General features: G+C 71.2%; 21 protein-coding genes. 12 read left to right on the forward strand and 9 right to left on the reverse strand.

The annotated features are described in order from the left end of the window. Window positions 1–22 precede the first annotated feature (22 nt). Window positions 23–436, forward strand: coding sequence for a hypothetical protein (locus tag ACQPX6_RS08780; RefSeq protein ID WP_433786926.1), 414 nt, complete (start codon window positions 23–25; stop codon window positions 434–436). Between the two features lie 146 nt (window positions 437–582). On the opposite strand, the gene ACQPX6_RS08785 is transcribed toward ACQPX6_RS08780, so the two are convergent. From ACQPX6_RS08785 to ACQPX6_RS08795, 3 genes are all read right to left on the reverse strand, one after another. Beyond that, window positions 583–1,041, reverse strand: coding sequence for an SRPBCC family protein (locus ACQPX6_RS08785; protein ID WP_433786927.1), 459 nt, complete (start codon window positions 1,039–1,041; stop codon window positions 583–585). After that, the gene (locus tag ACQPX6_RS08790) at window positions 1,013–1,396 is read right to left on the reverse strand and encodes an ArsR/SmtB family transcription factor (protein WP_433786928.1); all 384 of its coding nucleotides are present in this window, start codon (window positions 1,394–1,396) and stop codon (window positions 1,013–1,015) included. Before ACQPX6_RS08790 ends, ACQPX6_RS08785 begins: the two co-directional genes overlap by 29 nt. A 304-nt stretch (window positions 1,397–1,700) precedes the next feature. Continuing rightward, the gene (locus ACQPX6_RS08795) at window positions 1,701–2,351 is read right to left on the reverse strand and encodes a DoxX family membrane protein (protein WP_433786929.1); all 651 of its coding nucleotides are present in this window, start codon (window positions 2,349–2,351) and stop codon (window positions 1,701–1,703) included. A gap of 221 nt (window positions 2,352–2,572) precedes the next feature. Here ACQPX6_RS08795 and ACQPX6_RS08800 point away from each other — a divergent pair, with 221 nt between their 5' ends. The 4 genes from ACQPX6_RS08800 to ACQPX6_RS08815 all read left to right on the forward strand — a co-directional run bounded on the left by ACQPX6_RS08800 (window position 2,573) and on the right by ACQPX6_RS08815 (window position 5,021). Next, window positions 2,573–2,917 (forward strand): MarR family winged helix-turn-helix transcriptional regulator, encoded by a 345-nt coding sequence (locus ACQPX6_RS08800; protein WP_433786930.1) that lies wholly within the window; start codon window positions 2,573–2,575, stop codon window positions 2,915–2,917. Window positions 2,918–3,008: 91 nt separating this feature from the next. Next, window positions 3,009–3,593, forward strand: a complete 585-nt coding sequence (locus tag ACQPX6_RS08805) for an alpha/beta hydrolase (RefSeq protein WP_433786931.1) — start codon at window positions 3,009–3,011, stop codon at window positions 3,591–3,593. A gap of 307 nt (window positions 3,594–3,900) precedes the next feature. After that, complete coding sequence (locus ACQPX6_RS08810; RefSeq protein WP_433786932.1) at window positions 3,901–4,269, forward strand: PadR family transcriptional regulator; 369 nt, start codon at window positions 3,901–3,903, stop codon at window positions 4,267–4,269. Window positions 4,270–4,304: 35 nt separating this feature from the next. Beyond that, on the forward strand, window positions 4,305–5,021 hold the full coding sequence (locus tag ACQPX6_RS08815; RefSeq protein WP_433786933.1) for a hypothetical protein: 717 nt from the start codon (window positions 4,305–4,307) through the stop codon (window positions 5,019–5,021). On the opposite strand, the gene ACQPX6_RS08820 is transcribed toward ACQPX6_RS08815, so the two are convergent. Beyond that, complete coding sequence (locus ACQPX6_RS08820) at window positions 4,918–5,517, reverse strand: hypothetical protein (protein ID WP_433786934.1); 600 nt, start codon at window positions 5,515–5,517, stop codon at window positions 4,918–4,920. The genes ACQPX6_RS08815 and ACQPX6_RS08820 overlap by 104 nt on opposite strands. Before the next feature lie 68 nt (window positions 5,518–5,585). Between ACQPX6_RS08820 and ACQPX6_RS08825 the strand changes: the two genes are divergently transcribed. After that, window positions 5,586–6,053 carry a hypothetical protein gene (locus ACQPX6_RS08825; protein WP_433786935.1) on the forward strand — a complete coding sequence of 156 codons (468 nt, stop codon included), beginning with the start codon at window positions 5,586–5,588 and terminating at the stop codon, window positions 6,051–6,053. A gap of 388 nt (window positions 6,054–6,441) precedes the next feature. On the opposite strand, the gene ACQPX6_RS08830 is transcribed toward ACQPX6_RS08825, so the two are convergent. Then, complete coding sequence (locus ACQPX6_RS08830) at window positions 6,442–7,677, reverse strand: MFS transporter (protein WP_433786936.1); 1,236 nt, start codon at window positions 7,675–7,677, stop codon at window positions 6,442–6,444. Here ACQPX6_RS08830 and ACQPX6_RS08835 point away from each other — a divergent pair. Then, window positions 7,676–7,939, forward strand: a complete 264-nt coding sequence (locus ACQPX6_RS08835; protein ID WP_433786937.1) for a hypothetical protein — start codon at window positions 7,676–7,678, stop codon at window positions 7,937–7,939. The genes ACQPX6_RS08830 and ACQPX6_RS08835 overlap by 2 nt on opposite strands. Here the strand turns inward: ACQPX6_RS08835 and ACQPX6_RS08840 are convergent. Together ACQPX6_RS08840 and ACQPX6_RS08845 are read right to left on the reverse strand one after the other, a co-directional pair. After that, window positions 7,936–8,682, reverse strand: coding sequence for a M56 family metallopeptidase (locus tag ACQPX6_RS08840; protein WP_433786938.1), 747 nt, complete (start codon window positions 8,680–8,682; stop codon window positions 7,936–7,938). The two genes, ACQPX6_RS08835 and ACQPX6_RS08840, sit on opposite strands and share 4 nt — an antisense overlap. A 124-nt stretch (window positions 8,683–8,806) precedes the next feature. Continuing rightward, entirely contained in the window at window positions 8,807–9,238 is a 432-nt protein-coding gene (locus ACQPX6_RS08845) for a BlaI/MecI/CopY family transcriptional regulator (RefSeq protein WP_433786939.1), read from the reverse strand. Window positions 9,239–9,339: 101 nt separating this feature from the next. Here ACQPX6_RS08845 and ACQPX6_RS08850 point away from each other — a divergent pair, with 101 nt between their 5' ends. The 3 genes from ACQPX6_RS08850 (at window position 9,340) to ACQPX6_RS08860 (ending at window position 11,162) form a co-directional block, all read left to right on the forward strand. Next, the gene (locus ACQPX6_RS08850; protein ID WP_433786940.1) at window positions 9,340–9,612 is read left to right on the forward strand and encodes a hypothetical protein; all 273 of its coding nucleotides are present in this window, start codon (window positions 9,340–9,342) and stop codon (window positions 9,610–9,612) included. Between the two features lie 292 nt (window positions 9,613–9,904). After that, window positions 9,905–10,384: a hypothetical protein gene (locus ACQPX6_RS08855; RefSeq protein ID WP_433786941.1), complete on the forward strand. Its 480-nt coding sequence runs from the start codon at window positions 9,905–9,907 to the stop codon at window positions 10,382–10,384. A gap of 88 nt (window positions 10,385–10,472) precedes the next feature. After that, window positions 10,473–11,162 (forward strand): DUF4396 domain-containing protein, encoded by a 690-nt coding sequence (locus ACQPX6_RS08860; RefSeq protein WP_433788227.1) that lies wholly within the window; start codon window positions 10,473–10,475, stop codon window positions 11,160–11,162. On the opposite strand, the gene ACQPX6_RS08865 is transcribed toward ACQPX6_RS08860, so the two are convergent. Then, a complete protein-coding gene (locus ACQPX6_RS08865; RefSeq protein WP_433786942.1) occupies window positions 11,105–12,112 on the reverse strand; it encodes a methyltransferase domain-containing protein in 1,008 nt (335 codons plus the stop codon). The two genes, ACQPX6_RS08860 and ACQPX6_RS08865, sit on opposite strands and share 58 nt — an antisense overlap. After that, the gene (locus ACQPX6_RS08870; RefSeq protein WP_433786943.1) at window positions 12,109–12,666 is read right to left on the reverse strand and encodes an ArsI/CadI family heavy metal resistance metalloenzyme; all 558 of its coding nucleotides are present in this window, start codon (window positions 12,664–12,666) and stop codon (window positions 12,109–12,111) included. Before ACQPX6_RS08870 ends, ACQPX6_RS08865 begins: the two co-directional genes overlap by 4 nt. Window positions 12,667–12,756: 90 nt before the next feature. Between ACQPX6_RS08870 and ACQPX6_RS08875 the strand changes: the two genes are divergently transcribed. Together ACQPX6_RS08875 and arsB are read left to right on the forward strand one after the other, a co-directional pair. Further along, a complete protein-coding gene (locus tag ACQPX6_RS08875) occupies window positions 12,757–13,185 on the forward strand; it encodes an ArsR/SmtB family transcription factor (protein WP_433786944.1) in 429 nt (142 codons plus the stop codon). Then, a complete protein-coding gene (gene arsB / locus ACQPX6_RS08880) occupies window positions 13,182–14,303 on the forward strand; it encodes an ACR3 family arsenite efflux transporter (protein WP_433786945.1) in 1,122 nt (373 codons plus the stop codon). Before ACQPX6_RS08875 ends, arsB begins: the two co-directional genes overlap by 4 nt. Window positions 14,304–14,472: the final 169 nt, after the last annotated feature.

A 14,472-nucleotide genomic window follows, 5' to 3' on the forward strand; every position in this document is an offset into this window, starting at 1 on the left:
GCGCCGGATTACGGATCGGGTCGTGCACCAGGCGCTGCGCGGCGCGGGCCGCCTGCTCCCACACCCGCGGCGACCGCGGGCGCTCGCGCCAGTCTTCGGCGACGGCCTCGAGCAACGCGCCCACGGCGTCCGCGGACTGTCGATCGAGGCCGGCGAACCCGCCCGGCCCGCGCTCGCGCACCACCGCCGCGGCGTCGACCATCAGCTCGGCCTCGAGCCGTCGCTGCTCTCGGCGACGGAGCTCGGCTGGGTCCACCACATGCACCTCCTGGACAGGACGAAGAGAACGTCCGTCCGCAGGGGAAGCGCGGCGACGCCGTCAGCGTCGCACGAGATACCGACGCCGGTGCTCCACGGCCTCGGCCCTTGCTCTCGCAGCGCCGGTCAACCGACCCCGGCCGTGAGCGAGGCCGCAGCTACCGACCACAGCGGCTGATCGACGAGGGCTCCTCACCGGCCGGGCGGCCACGCTGGGACCTCGCATTCCGCGTGCCGGGACGAACAGGTCGGAGACGGTCGTTCCGCTGCCTCGAGCGAGGAGGAGGTTCTCGGGCCGGATGATCAAGTGTCTCAGGTATGGGTTCAGTCGTTGAGCGCGGCCGCGAGCTTGGTGACGGCGGCTGTCCAGCCGGCCTCGGCGCCGGCCCGGCCGGGGGTGGGGTAGGGGCCGTCGCTGAGTGTCATGCGGGTCTTGGTGCCGTGATCGTGGAACTCGACCTGCAGCACGCTGGGCTCCGGCATGCCCATGTGGGGCATGGGGTCCGAGCGCAGCACGAGCAGCTCAGGCTCGACCAGCTCGACGATCTCGTAGCCGACGGTGAACTCGCTGCCGTCGGGGGCGAGCATGGTGAGTTGGTAGCGGCCGCCGACCCGCAGGTCGATCTCGATGCGGTCGAGGGGCACCTCGATGTGTTCGGGGCCGTACCAGGCGGCCAGCGCCTCCGGGTCGGTCCAGGCCCGGAAGACGCGTTCGCGGGAGGCGTCGAACACGCGGGTGATCAGGACGTGCTGGTCAGTCTTGGTGGGGGTCTGCTCGGTCATCGCGGGCTCCTTGCTCGCCAGAGTCGTCGGGGTCGTCGGGGTGCACACGCAGGTGCGCCTCGAGCCGGTCCATGCGGGCCTGCCAGGTTCGGGTCCGGGCCTGCATCCAGTCCATCGCGTCGTCGAACGGCGCGGTGTGCAGGCGGTTGTGGCGCCACTGGGCTTCGCGGCTGCGGGTGATCAGTCCGGCGCCTTCGAGGACCTTGAGGTGCCGGGAGATCGCCGGCACGCTGATCGGGAACCGGGCGGCGACCTCGTTGACGGTGGCCTCGCCGTCGGCGAGCAGGGTCACGATCGCGCGCCGGGTCGGGTCGGCGAGCGCAGCGAAGGTCAGGCTGAGCTGATCGGCGGTCACGGCACTCCTGACCCTCGTACCGAACATGTCCGTTAATTGCACTATCGATTAAATACGTTGGTAGCGATGGCTGCAAGGGTCGAGTACCGGTTGGTCGGTCCTACCGACTGATCAGCGTTCGCGGTGGGCCCGACGAGCCCCCGGACTCGCCGACACAGATCGAGCCGCTTGCGGCGGCACTGTTCCTTTCTGCGCCCGGCAGCTTGATCGGCCCGCCCCTCACCGACAAGGGCCGCAGAACATCTTCGGGCCGCGCCGCACGGACGGCCCTACGCGGCTCGGCCTCGATGGGCACCGGGCCTCGTCAGGTGGTCCGGGCCGCCGATGTGGCGATGGACCCGACACCCGAACCCCGAGGACGAGGGGCGGTTCGTCGCGGGGGGCAGACGCTGACGAGGAGGGCCCCACCGATCTCGATGGGGAGGGCGTAGCGGGCCACGTCGTCCCAGCCGACGGTGGATGCCATCGCCAGGAGGTAGATCGTGAGCAGCCCGGCGGCAGCCTTGGCGACCCAGCGCCGCTGCCACCCCGACAGCAGTCCGACGGCCAGCACGACCTCGGTGACGGTGGCGACGACGGCCACCACCGCGGCCACCGGAAGCGGGACACCGTGCAGCAGCTGCTGGGTGTAGGCGACGAACACGTCCCACCGACCCCACGACACCCCGGCCGCGCCAGGAGGCCCGAACACGCCGAACCGATCGGCCACCGCCCCGCCGAAGGCCGCCGCGAGGAGCACCGCCGCCAACCATCCCGACGCCCAGAGCAGCCAGGGAACGCCGCGGACGTGGTCGACGACCACCACCACGGCGAGCCCGAGGACCACTGCCGCGAGCACCTGGGTGATCGGACCCGGCACCACGCCACCGATCTGGGCCCATCCCACGCCGAAGACCACGCCCACCGCCACCCACAGGAGCCCCCCGAGCCGTCGGGCCCGATCCATCCACGCCATGCCACTCACTCCCTCGCACTTGATAAGGTTCCTTACTGCTAGGGCGACAGTAGGGACGGGAGCGACTATTGGTCAAGCGCCTTACCAACCCGCTGCGAGGGCGCCCGACGCCGCTCGGGTCGCTGCTCAACGCCGCCGGGCAGCGTCTCTCCACGGAGCTCGACGCGGCCCTGCGACGGGCCGGGTTCACCGACCTCCGCGCGGCGCACGCCCCGGTGTTCATGGGTGTCGACCCCGACGGCACGCGCGTCAGCGACCTGGCGGAACGGGCTGCGATGACCAAGCAGGCGGTCGGCGAGCTCATCCGTCACCTCGCCGCGCACGGCTACCTGACCGTCGAGCCGGACCTGGACGACCGTCGTGCCAAGCGCGTCGCGCTCACCGAGCGCGGGTGGGACGCGCTCGAGCTCGGCGAGCGCGTGATCGCCGACTACGACACATGGCTCGAGACCATCGTCGGGGTCGACCGTGTCGCGGACCTCCGGGAGACCTTGGACCGCATCATCGCCAGCCCCGACCACGCCGCGCGGGATCGCGACCTTCGCCGTGGGGATGGGCAAGGCTGACCGCACGCGTCGGCACCGGCAGGAGGTCCTCGTGTCTGCGTCTCGGCACACGTATCGAGTTCTGCCCACCAGGCGGGCGCAGGGGACCGGCGTGCCCTGGCCGCACGACGTCCACATCGCGCTCCCCCCGTCGTACGACGAGGGTGACCGCAGCTATCCCGTCCTCTGGGTGACGGACGCGTCCCTGAGCTTCCTGCTCGCGGTCGGCCTCATGAACTGGCTCCACACGACGCAGGAGGTCCGCGAGCTCATCGTCGTCGGTGTCGGCGCCCCCGAGGAGAGCGACCACGCCGAGTTCTCCGCGCGGCGGACCCACGACTTCTACGCCACGTCGAGATGGGTCAACGCGGGCCCTGGTGGCACCTTCATGGAAGCAGCCCTGGCCGGCGATTCGCTCGGGGGCGGCGCCGACGCTCTGCTGTCGTTCCTCGTCGACGAGCTGCGCCCGCAGCTGGCGGCCGAGTTCCGGTTCGCCGACGACCACGGGCTCGTGGGCTTCTCCGGAGGCGGTCACTTCGTCGGCTTCGCCCTGTTCTCCCGGCCCGGGGCATACGACCGCTACCTGGCCGGCAGTCCGGCCCTGAGCGGATGCGAAGACCTGCTCTTCACCATGGAGGCCGCCCATGCCGCGACCCACGACGACCTGGCGGCGAGGGTCTTCCTCGGGTGCGGGTGAGGCGGAGCTCGCCGATCCCTTCGTGGCCGCTGTGGATGTCGTCGGGTCGATGACCCGCATGGCGCAGCTACTGCGACTCCGCGACTACCCGTCCCTGGAACTCACCTCGCGCCTGTTCCCGGGACAGACGCACGGGTCGGCGCTGTCGTACTCGTTGAGCGAGGGTCTGCGCACGCTCTACCCCCGCGGGTCGGTCATCGAGAAGGAGACGGGGCTTGCTGGCCGAGCTCGTCCCGGCAGCCTCGGACAAGGAGGTCGTGGGTGGAAGCTGACTGCTGCTAGCCGATGAGAGGTAGCCTTGCTACCTATGCGGGCCGAGGCACTGAAGGGGCACCTCGATGCGCTGCTGCTGTCCACGCTGGCCTCGGGGCCCCGCCACGGTTACGCGGTGATCGAGGCGCTGCGTGCTGGCAGTAGCGGCGTGTTCGACCTGCCGACCGGCACTGTCTATCCAGCTCTGCGTCGTTTGGAGCGAGCCGGGCTCGTGACCAGCGCTTGGTCGACCGTGGGCGGTCGGGCTCGGCGTACCTATGCCCTGACCGCCGCCGGACGCCGGTCGTTGCGGGAGGAGCGCACCCGCTGGCAGGAGTTCTCCACCGCGGTCGCAGCCCTGCTCGGCGGCTCCCCGGGGCGCAGCGATGGGGCCCACGGCCAAGCGTGGCCGGCGACGTCATGACCCCGGACGGGTCCGACACGTCCAGGGACGAGACAGTGCTGGCCGAGTGGCTCGGGCGGGCCGCGGGCGGCCTGGTCGGGCCGGCGCGGTGGCGTGCTGATGTCCTGGTCGAGCTGCGGGACGGCCTGCTCGAGGCCACCGAGCACCACCTCGCCGGCCTCGGGGACCAGGGCGGGGCGGACGCCGATCGACCACGGTGGGCGGCAGCCCGGGCCGCGGTCGCCGAGTTCGGGGATCCCGAGGTGGTAGCGGCCGGATTCGTCTCGGAGGAGGCGTCCGCGCGGGCCCAGTGGGTCGGCCGGGCGGTGCTGGCGTCGGGCCCCCTGGCGGCGGCCGGCTGGTGCATCACCTTCGTCGCGGGAGGGGCGCCGATGCTCCACGGTCGCTTGGCCGGGCCGTGGTGGGCGCTACCTCTGCTGGGCGTGGTGCTCGCGGCGGTGATCCCCGCGGCTGTTGCCGTGGGGTTCCCCTTCCGCTGGGCCCTTCGCGAGTTGCCCCCCGGCTCCGCCCTCGCTCACGCCGAGCTCGCTGCCTGGGGAACCGCAGCGGCCGATGCGGTGATGCTGGGACTACTCGTCCTCTGGGTCGCCGCCGGTCCGACGCTGAGCGTGGCGGACCTCGGGCCTGCCGTGCTGGCCGGCGTCGTGGTCAGCCTGATCCGCCTGCCGTCGTCGGGGATGGTCGCGTGGTCGGCGCACGCCCGGCGCGCTCGCCTCCGAGGAGTTTGTGGCGAGCGAGCGCCCACACGATGATCGGCGCGCCGATCGCGGTGGGCAGCACCCAGAACAGGAGCGGCGGGAGCAGGTCCCACACCGGCAGGCGCGGGCCGTTGTCGACGTAGAACGCGGTCAGCATGAGCACATACGAGCTGCCCATGCCCACGACGTGGCCGCGTCGCCAGCGGGGGCGACCGCGCAGCGCCGCTCGCCTGGCCCGCCACCCGTAGCCCGCCGTTCCGGCTGCGAGAGCACCGAGCACGAACAGGTGGAGGTTGTACGGCCAGCGCAGGACCACGAGTGCTGCGGCCGTGGTCGCGACGACCCCGAGCGCGATCAGGTAGGTCCGCCCGCCAACCGGGTGAACACCGCGACGCTTGCGGGTCAGCGCGGCAGCCGCGCCAGCGAGGACCGCCACGAGCCCGGCGGCGATGTGCACACCGACGATGGCAAGGAAGACCGGCCGACTGTCCGGAACCGGGACCCCGAACACCGTCCCGTCTTGCTCGTTGAGCACCGCAGCGATGAGCACGCCAACCGCCTTCTCCTCCGCCTACACGTGCTTACTATAGGTTGTGTTGCTACGTATGAGGAGCGCCCGTGAGGACCAACAAGAACCTGCTGCCTGTCGCCGCCGTCGTCGCCAACGCCCTGGCCACCGGGGCCACCGCCGACCAGGCGTTCAAGCAGCTTCCCGCCCGCCGGAAGATCGGCTCCGTCGCCTACGCCGAGTACGTACGCGCCGCCGACCTCCACAACGGCCTGCGCTGGTACCCCCCACTCGGGCTCGGGGCAGCCGCAACCACCCTCGTTGCAGCGATCAGCGGCCTGCGCCGCGAACAGACCCGAGCGACCAAGACAGCTCTCCTCGTCGCGGTCTTCGGCACACTCGGCCACCTCGCAGCCACAGGCCGAGCCGCCCCGACGCTGCTGTCGCTACGGCACGGCGACCTCGACCCCACGCACACCGGCGCCGTCCTCGACCGCTTCGCCTCCATCAACGCCGCACGCACCGTTGCGATGGCGGTGACCCTCGCGGCGAGTGCCACGGTGATCGGCTCAGGGTGAACACAGCCGGTGCCGCCGACGCGCCCGCTGCTGTGGAGGGACTCGGTGGTGGGCGCCGCTCGAGGTCGGCACCGTGGCGAGGATGCAGCACCCCCAGCCGTCACCATGTTTCCGTGGCCGACACGGGCGCCGCAACGGCCAGCAAGCGACGCGTACTCACCGGCGCCGTCCTGCTCGACCTCTCCAAACGGTGCTCGGCCTGCGGGGGAGCGCCCTCGCCTCCTCGGTGGTCGTCCTGTTCCTGTACGGGGAGATCGCACCGCGGCCCTCACGCAACGCCCCACGGTCAACATCCGTGCTCCGGGCCCCCGGATGACCAGCACTTCGAGCTCCACCGCCGTCAGCTCACCCTGGGTGAGCCGGCTGATCTCTCACCCGGAGGCGCTCGTCATTCGCGAGCTGACGCACTTGAACCGCCGCGAGGGGCCGCACGACTTCCTCGATAGCCGATGCCGGCGGCGAGTAGCAGAAGCGCGCCCCCGAGGTAGTACACGGCGCTGATACCCAGCGCGGCGGCGAGCACGCCGCCGACGAGAAGCGACACGAGGCGCCCGAGCTGCCAGAACAGGTCGAAGCTGGCGAAGATGCGTCCGCGGGCTTCCTCGGGCGTGTGGGCCTGCAACAGCGAGTTGAACGTCACGGTGCCGGTGGAGGTGCCGAGGCCGTAGATGGCCAGGGCGGCGAGCGCGACCGGAAGTGCTGTGAACGTCGCGAGCACGAGGTCCACCAGCCCACGCACCACGAAGGGGCCGAACACGAACGCCGGCCGGCGTGGGTCGGCCACCAGGCGTGTCAGCGCGATCGGTCCGAGGACAGCACCCACACCGATGGCGCCGAGCAAGAGTCCGTACCCGCTCGGCGCCAACTGCAGGTGGTCGCGGACGAGGACAACGAGCAAGGCGCTGGTAGCACCGGCTGACAGCGCGGCCAGGAGCTGTCCGGCACCGAGCGCGCGCAGCAACCGGTCGCCGACGAGTAGGCGAGCCCCTGCCAGGGCGTCCGCGAAGAACCCCTGCCGCCGCGTCGACACCACGGACGCGGGAAGCCCTAGACCGGCCAACAACGCAGCGCTGAGCACGAAGCTGGCGGCGTTGATTCCGAACGCCGGGCCAGCGCCGACTGCGGCATAGAGGGCACCGGCAACAGGGGCGAGCGCGATCTGGCTCAGCACAGCTGCGGTCCAGATGCCGCTGTTTGCGGCGACGAGTTCGTCCTCCCGCACCAGCGCGGGTATCGCGCTGCTGGCGGCAGGGTTGAACACCACCGCACCCCCCGACAGCCCGAACGCGATCACGTAGATCGCAGCCGGCTGGTCAGCGAGGAAGACCAGCGAGACGGCGAGGACGGCACGCCAGAGGTCCGCGACGATCATCACGGGCACCCGCGGCAACCGATCGACGACTGTGCCCGCGACCGGTGCGAGCAGCAGTACCGGCACGATCTCTGCGAACACCACCGCGCTGACGCCCAGCGGCGAGCCGGTCAGGTCGAAGACCAGCAGGGACAACGCCACCGTGGCGAACACGTCGCCCCCCTGCGACGCCGTCCTCGCCGACCACAGTCGCCGGTACCCGGGCTCAGCGAACACGTCGCGCATGCCGACCCGACGGGGAGCATCGGTCATGACGACCTCGATCGACAGGCTCGGGCCTCGTACTCCACTGCGCCTCTCCGAGTCAGCGGTCGACGATCTGAGCGGATCGGTCTCGACGCTGCAAGACGGTGCCGAACGCCAGGACCGCCGCCAGCGCAGCGACGGCCGCCAGAACACCGAACACGGGCGGATACCCACCGAGCAGGTCGGCGAGCGCGCTGAAGCACTCGGCGACCGGCCGGTGAGACCCGGTGTGCGTCGTCGCGACTTGGCTGGTGCGGGCGCTACTTAGCCGAGCATGGCCACCAGGGCGGGCAGGCACGCGACAACGGCACCGACCGCGATCAGACCGGCGATGCTGATGATTCCGGCGTGGGTCGGTAGTGGTTGGCGAGGTGCGGGGGTGGCAGCGGTCAGGGCAGCGATCCGGCGCTCGAGCACCGCAGCGGCGGCACCGAAGGTTGCTGCACCGGCCGGCGTCTCCGCGGGAGAGGAGTCGGCGAGGCGCAGCAGGGCCCCGGCGAGGGCGGGAGCGCTGGTGTGCTCGACCGCGGCGCGGTCGGCGGCCAGTTCCGCGCGCAGATGGCGTCGGTGCTGGCACCAGCGCAGCAGGGGAGCGAAGAAGGCTACGTCGGCGCACGCCCGCATCAGCAGGCCGCGCAGCGGGTCCCGTCGCCGTGCGTGGGCGTTCTCGTGGGCGAGCACCGCGACGAGCTCGTCGCCGGCGAGGGTAGCCACCAGTCCGAGCGAGACGTAGATCCGGGGACGATACAGGCCAGCACAGAACGCCACCCGCTCACGGCTGTTCAGACAGCTGATGCGTGTGGTCGTGCAGCGGCGGGCGGCTCGGGCCAGCGCCAGCGGTGTCGGCGCTAGAGCGAGAGCCCGGACCGCGCGGGCCGTGGCGAGGCCCAGCCAGCCTGCCCGCAGTCCGACCGCGACGACGAGCAGGGCACCCGCCGCGGCTGCGCTGCTCGTCGAACACGCCCACGGCGACAACGCAGAGCAAACGAACATCATCGACGTGGCCGGCATAGCCACCCCAGCACGGTCACGCTCGTCACAGTCGACGAAGCGAGCGCCGACGCCGCCGGGAGAGGCGCGAGTGCCTGGCGACCCGAGGAACAGTTCGCGGGTGGACCGAGCCACCTCGGCCGGGTCACGAGGAGCTCCGCAGCCGCGCAAGAGCCTCACGCTGCCGCGGGTTAAGCGCCTCGAGGCGCTGAGCGAACGCGGCCAGCGCCGCGTCACCGTAGCGCTCAAGGACCGCCGTGGCCTCTCGGTCGCTCTGGGCGGCCAGGAACGCCGCCGGGTCGCCGCGGGCGCGGTAGTGGTGCGAGCGTCGCCCGACCGCGGCGGCCGCGTCGAGCAGCCCCTTGTCGACCAGCCGGCGCATCGTGGTCAGCACCGTGGTGTATGCGAGCTCGGCCATCCCGTCATGCACGTCGTGCACGGTGAACGGTGGCGTCACCACGCCGGTCCACACCGCGCACATGATCCGAGCCTCCAGTGGCCCCAGGACGCCCAGAGCCCGCTCCAGCTCGACCCGCTCGCCCGGGTCGTCGGTGGCGCTGTCCTCGCTCTCGCGCATCGCGCTCCTCTCGCTGCAGCGCACAACGTACTAGGTACGTATGTACTATCGACGCCTAGTTGTTCGGCAGGTGTGGTCGTACGACAAGCACCGGCAGAAGGGTGACCGTGCTGATGGGCGGCATGATGATGGGCGGCATAGGGGCCTGCGGGGCCATGGGGATCGTGGGTGCGGTCGTCGGCGGCCTGCTGGGGCTGGCCCTGCTGGCCCTGCTCGTGCTCGGCATCGTGTGGCTGGCCCGCCAGTTGCGTGCCCCTCAAGCCGGCCAGTCTGCGGACGCTCTCGAGGTCGTGGGCCGCGAGTACGCCAGTGGCCGTCTGACCCGGGAGGAGTACTTGCAGCGCCGCGAGGACCTCACCGCCCGATCGTCGTGAGCACGCCACCACCACCCGTCTCTTCGCCGGTCGCTGCGTTCAGGAGCACTCGTCGATGGCCAAGGTGACCAGACACCCTCGGCGGGGAGCTGGACGCGAGCGCCAGGCCGAGCAGCGTCCGACCGAGCAGCGTCAGGCCCAACGGCGGCGGCTCCTCGTGCCTGGCGGGATCGCGCTCGGTGCCCTGCTGGTCGCGGCCGGTGTCCTGCTCCTTCTGGTCGCGTCCCCGGGTTCGACACCACCACCCAGAGCCCCGTCCGCGTCGGCACCGCTGGTGAACGGTTATGGCGCCATGACGCTCCCGCCCTGGCCGGCCCCCTCCGACCCGGCACCGGGGATGCGCGCGGCGGGCCTGCCGTTCAGCGACATGAACGCCATGGCCCGACACTTTCATGCCCACCTCGACGTCATCGTCGCCGGGCAACCGGTGCCGGTGCCCGCCGACCTCGGTGTGGACTCCTCGAGCGGAGGGATGTCAGCGCTGCACACCCACGACGACACCGGGCTGGTGCACGTTGAGTCCCCGGACCCGAACGGGCTGTACGTCCTCGGGCAGCTGTTCAACGAGTGGAACGTCGCCCTCGACGCGACCCGCCTCGGGGCTCTGACCGTGGGCCCGGGCACCAGCCTGCGTACCTTCGTCAACGGCGTGGAGTTCCCCGGCAACCCCGCCGCCCTCCCACTGGGTGAGCGCCAGCAGATCGCGCTGGTTTATGGCCCGATCAACACGCCCGTCACCCCGCCAGCCAGCTACGACTTCCGCAACGACTGACCTCCCTGCCTGCAGCCCGCTGCCCGTGCCCGTTGGTTTCCAGCGGGTGTTCGGTCGGGCCTGAGCCAACACTGGAGACATCGTGGACATGATGGTCATGGGTCAGAACCTCCCGTCGTGGGTGACGCCGTTGGCGTGGACTTTCCTGGTCCTCGCCGTGCTCTCGGCCGCGGCGATCCTCATCGACGTCTTCTTGCGGGGGCGCCGCCAGTCGTCGCGGGCGATGGAGATCGTCTGGCCGGTCACTGCGCTTTACCTCGGCCCGATCGCGCTTTGGGCTTACGTTCGGTGGGGACGTCCGGCCGCCGACGCCGGACGTAGAGCCGACACAAGCGCGAGCGCCCCCTCCCTGACCTACGGGCTGCCCGGCGGCGCCGCCTCCGCGATCGCCCATGTCATCGGGGTGCCCCTCGTCGCATTCACTGGTTGGACCATCGCGGGGCTCGACATGTGGGCGATGATCGCGGTCATCGCCGTCCTCGCCCTGATGTTGCTGTTCGGCTTCGAGTACCGCTCCCGCGCTGCGGCGACCGCTCAGCTTCCCACCCCGACCACCCCAGGCCGGGCCGCGGTCGTCGCCGCGATCACGATTCTCGCGTTCGACATCGGCATGGTCGGATGGATGGTCGTCCTGCACCTTGGTTCACTGATGCCCCCGATCACCGAGGCCAGCTTCGTGTTCCTTATGCAGATTGGCGTCGTGATCGGCCTCGCCACCGCCTACCCCGTCATCAGTGCACTCGCTCGCCGCTCCGCATCCCCCCTCGCCGTAGCCTGACGAGGTTCCCGAGAGCCCGGATGATCAGGTATCCGAGCAGCATGTGGAACAGCAGTTGCTGGTTGTCCCACCGGGTGCCGTGCGAGCGGCGCTTCAAGCCGGCAGGCGTGGCTTGCGCGTGCAGGTCGTGGAAAGCCGCCCGCGCGTTTGAGCTCCTGGTGAACCGCCTGCCGGTCCATCGGTGAAGTGTGCGCGGGGCTGGTCCAGGGGCGCGAGGCCCGGATGATGGCGGAGAAGACGCCGGCGGCGACCTCACGGGTGGCGGTGACGGCGACCGCGGTGAGCCCGGCTTCCTCCAGCTCGGCGCGGTAGGCGCTCTGGCGCAGAACGCCGGTGATCGCCCCGACCGATGTGGCCGCTTCAACGACGGTGGCCGCGTCGGCCCGGTCGTCGGCGACGAGGTCGGAGACCCCGAGCCGCCCGCCGGGTCGCAGGACGCGGGCGATCTCGGCGAACACGGCCGGCTTGTCCGCCGACAGGTTGATCACGCAGTTGGAGATGACGACGTCCACTGAGGCGTCGGATAACGGGATGGCTTCGATATGCCCGCGCAGGAACTCGACGTTGGTGGCCCCGGCCTCGGCGGCGTGCTGGCGGGCGAGGTCGAGCATCTCGTCGGTCATGTCCAGCCCGTAGGCGAACCCGTCGGGCCCGACCCGGCGGGCCGAGAGCAGCACGTCCAGCCCGGCGCCGGACCCGAGGTCGAGCACGGTCTCCCCGGCGACGAGCTCGGCGACCGCCAGCGGGTTCCCGCAGCCCAGACTGGCCGCGCCGGCGGCCCCGGCGTGGGCGAGCTGAGCGGGGTCGTAGGCGTCCCCGCACATGCCGGCAGGGTCGGCTTCGGAGCAGCTTGGGGTCTGGCCGGCGCGGACCTGGCCGGCCGCGGTGGCGTAGCAGGTGCGGACCCGCTCGCGCGCCACGGCCGACCCGTCCGCGTGATCGGTGGTCACGCGATGCACCCGCAGCCGGCAGAGGTCTTGGCCTCGGTGACGGTCACTCCGGGCTCCGTTGCAGCCTCGTCGTGCGAGCAGCACGCGGTGACCCCGCAGCACGTGGAGGCCTCGTTGGTTTCGACGCTCGCCGCGCTGGCGCCCTGGTCGGGCATGGTCGTGATGATCCCGTTGGTGCCGAAGTCGGGGGAGTCCTCCTTGACGGTGTAGACCTCCCACGGCTCGTGGCCCGGCCCCTGGACCCACACCTTGTCCTGGCGGGCGTAGCAACAGGTGGTGTCGTCCTCGACCTGCGTGAACAGGCCCAGGGTCGAGAGGCGCTCGGTGGCGTCGTTGACCTCGTCGGTGGACTCGACCTCGACCCCGAGGTGGTCCATCACCGTCGGCCGGTCCGCCTCGCCCTCCAACAGGACCAGCTTCAACGGCGGCTCAGCCACCGCGAAGTTGGCGTAGCCGGGGCGCCGCTTGGCCGGCTCCACCCCGAACAGAGAGCTGTAGAAGCGGATCGAGCCCTCCAGGTCGGAGACCCGCAGGGCGAGCTGCACACGGGACATGGATGTCCTCCTCGAACTCCTCCGACGCCTGCTTCGATGTCGGTCGAACCAGAGGTTGCACTCTGGTTCGACGCATGTCAAGGTAGATGCATGTCGAAGCAGGGTGACGAGGAGCGGGTGCTGGCCCAGCTCGCCGAGGTCGTGGGGTGCTGCGAGCCGCTGGTCCGTGAGCCCCTCACGGCGCAGCAGTCGATCGAGCTGTCGCGGGTGTTCAAGGCGATGGGCGACCCGGTGCGGCTGCGGCTGCTCTCGCTGATCGCCTCCCACGTCGGCGGCGAGGCGTGTGTCTGCGACCTGACTGACGTGTTCGACCTGTCCGGGCCGACGATCAGCCACCACCTCAAGGTGCTGCGCGAGGCCGGGCTCATCACCGGCGAGCGCCGCGGCACCTGGGTGTACTACCGGGTGCGCCCCGAGCTGCTAGCGACCGTCTCCGCCGTGCTCGTACCGGCGACCACCGAGGACTTGCCAGCCACGAAGCCCGCCGACCGCGAGGCCCTCCCGGTGGTCGACGCGTGAGCACCGAGAACCTGACCTCGAACGACCCCTCAGAGGCCGGCGTCGTCGCCAGGCTCTCCACCCTCGACCGGTTCCTGCCCGTCTGGATTCTCGCCGCGATGGTCGTCGGACTCCTCGCGGGCCGGCTCATCCCCGGGCTCGGCGAGGTCCTCGGGGCGGTCGCGATCGACGGGGTCTCGCTCCCGATCGCCCTCGGCCTGCTGATCATGATGTACCCGGTGCTGGCCAAGGTCCGCTACGACCGCCTCAACACCGTCACCGGCGACCGCCGGCTGCTGGTGTCGTCGCTGGTGCTGAACTGGGTCATCGGGCCGGCGCTGATGTTCGCCCTGGCATGGTTGCTGCTCCCGGACCTGCCCGAGTACCGCACCGGGCTGATCGTCGTCGGGCTCGCCCGCTGCATCGCCATGGTCATCATCTGGAACGACCTCGCCTGCGGCGACCGCGAAGCCGCCGCCGTCCTCGTCGCGCTCAACTCCGTGTTCCAGGTGGTCGCCTTCGGTGCCCTGGGCTGGTTCTACCTCGCCGTGCTGCCCGGCTGGCTCGGGCTCCCCATGGCCGGGCTCGACGTATCCGCCTGGGCCATCGTCCGCTCGGTGCTGATCTTCCTCGGCATCCCGCTGCTCGCCGGCTACCTCACCCGCCGGCTCGGCGAGCGCGCCCGCGGCCGCGACTGGTACGAGACCCGGTTCCTGCCGCGCATCGGGCCGTTCGCGCTCTACGGGCTGCTGTTCACCATCGTCATCCTCTTCGCCCTCCAGGGCGACGCCATCACCAGCCGCCCCCTCGACGTCGTCCGGATCGCACTGCCGCTCCTGATCTACTTCGCGCTGATGTGGGCCGGCTCCTACGCCCTGGGCCGCGCGGTGGGTCTCGGCTACGAGCGCACCACCACGCTCGCGTTCACCGCCGCCGGCAACAACTTCGAGCTCGCCATCGCGGTCGCCATCGCTACCTGGGGTGCAACCAGCGGCCAGGCCCTCGCCGGGGTCGTCGGCCCGCTGATCGAGGTGCCGGTCCTGGTCGCCCTGGTCTACGTGTCGCTGTGGCTGCGGCGCCGACTCTTCCCGCCCCGCACCGGGGTCGTGGAGCCCACCGGATCAGGAGCACGCGGATGAGCAATGACGCCGTCCACCCCGACCCCACCACCGGCCCAGCCAGCCCGGCGAGTCCCGTCGTGCCGCCACGGCGCGACCTCGAGGCGTTGAGCCTGCTCTCCACCGACCACCACCTCGCCCACACCGCCGAGGTGCTCGCCGAGCGCTTCGCCCGGGGTGTTCTCCCCCG

This window comes from Actinomycetospora sp. CA-101289 (assembly GCF_050955895.1).
Taxonomy (GTDB): Bacteria; Actinomycetota; Actinomycetes; order Mycobacteriales; family Pseudonocardiaceae; genus Actinomycetospora.

Bases quoted from the DNA above. Each gene is read 5' to 3' on its own strand.
- ACQPX6_RS08875 (WP_433786944.1), top strand. From the start codon at position 12,757: ATGTCGAAGCAGGGTGACGAGGAGCGGGTGCTGGCCCAGCTCGCCGAG.
- ACQPX6_RS08840 (WP_433786938.1), bottom strand. From the start codon at position 8,682: ATGCCGGCCACGTCGATGATGTTCGTTTGCTCTGCGTTGTCGCCGTGG.
- ACQPX6_RS08830 (WP_433786936.1), bottom strand. From the start codon at position 7,677: ATGACCGATGCTCCCCGTCGGGTCGGCATGCGCGACGTGTTCGCTGAG.
- ACQPX6_RS08855 (WP_433786941.1), top strand. From the start codon at position 9,905: ATGACGCTCCCGCCCTGGCCGGCCCCCTCCGACCCGGCACCGGGGATG.
- ACQPX6_RS08835 (WP_433786937.1), top strand. From the start codon at position 7,676: ATGACGACCTCGATCGACAGGCTCGGGCCTCGTACTCCACTGCGCCTC.
- ACQPX6_RS08860 (WP_433788227.1), top strand. From the start codon at position 10,473: ATGATGGTCATGGGTCAGAACCTCCCGTCGTGGGTGACGCCGTTGGCG.
- ACQPX6_RS08795 (WP_433786929.1), bottom strand. From the start codon at position 2,351: ATGGCGTGGATGGATCGGGCCCGACGGCTCGGGGGGCTCCTGTGGGTG.
- ACQPX6_RS08845 (WP_433786939.1), bottom strand. From the start codon at position 9,238: ATGCGCGAGAGCGAGGACAGCGCCACCGACGACCCGGGCGAGCGGGTC.
- ACQPX6_RS08785 (WP_433786927.1), bottom strand. From the start codon at position 1,041: ATGACCGAGCAGACCCCCACCAAGACTGACCAGCACGTCCTGATCACC.
- ACQPX6_RS08870 (WP_433786943.1), bottom strand. From the start codon at position 12,666: ATGTCCCGTGTGCAGCTCGCCCTGCGGGTCTCCGACCTGGAGGGCTCG.
- ACQPX6_RS08810 (WP_433786932.1), top strand. From the start codon at position 3,901: ATGCGGGCCGAGGCACTGAAGGGGCACCTCGATGCGCTGCTGCTGTCC.
- ACQPX6_RS08800 (WP_433786930.1), top strand. From the start codon at position 2,573: ATGGGTGTCGACCCCGACGGCACGCGCGTCAGCGACCTGGCGGAACGG.